1 protein-coding gene is annotated in these 836 nt (G+C 41.0%); it reads left to right on the top strand.

The features are described 5' to 3' along the window. Positions 1–222: 222 nt before the first annotated feature. Positions 223–836 (top strand): IS630 family transposase (locus MLD65_RS17995; RefSeq protein ID WP_243293189.1); only part of this gene is annotated, 614 nt, incomplete at its 3' end.

The following is an 836-nucleotide window of genomic DNA, read 5'->3' as shown; positions in this document are numbered from 1 at the left end:
TCGGATCGTTTCTTTGGCTTCAGCCCTTCAAAACCACGCTTCTTATATTGAAGCATCCAATCTCGAATCGTTTTTTCGGCAATTTTTCGCTCCCCATAATACGGAACGGCATGTATTTTTCCTTCTATATAGATTGAACTTAAGTTTTTCCTCGCGATTTTGAAGGATTTTTATGCTTCACACGTCGAATAAAGATGTATCACAAAGGGGCGGTGAGGTATCATGAAATCCAATGTAGAAGAATTGAAAGAAATTGAAAATAGACTTAAGTCGGTAAAAGATCGGCGCATGTATGAACGGTATCAAACGATTCGTTTGCATCTGATGGGGAATTCCATCAAGCAAATCGCTGTCATTCTCGGCAGAACGGACAAAACCATTAGAACGTATATCCGTTCCTATCAAGAACAAGGGGTAGATGGTCTTGTCATGAAGTTCTCAACAGGAAAACCTCCTCGACTAACCATGGAGCAACAGGAACAATTGAAGCAAACCATCATTGGTTCTCTTCCTCACGAGCTGGGATTCCCAGCTAAGTTTAATTGGACGCTGGAAATCATTGCATCCTATATCGAACGTGAATTTGGAACCTCTTATTCCCTCCGTGGTGTATCGAAAATGATGCATCGATTAGGACTGAGTTACACCAAACCGACATACACCCTGGCTGCAGCTGACAAAGAAAAACAAAAAGAATTTGTCGAAACCACCTTCCCGGAGGTAAAAAAATGCGAAAATGGCGAAATTGATCATATTTTGTTTGAAGATGAAAGCATGATCCGTGATTACCAGGCGCTGCAGTACACATGGTTTGAAAAAGGAAAGCAAAGAATCAT

Source organism: Bacillus sp. FJAT-47783 (assembly GCF_022808615.1).
Classification (GTDB): Bacteria; Bacillota; Bacilli; order Bacillales; family Aeribacillaceae; genus Bacillus_BZ.
Note: the sequence above shows the minus strand (reverse complement) of the source record. Positions and strands in the feature narration are given on the sequence as shown.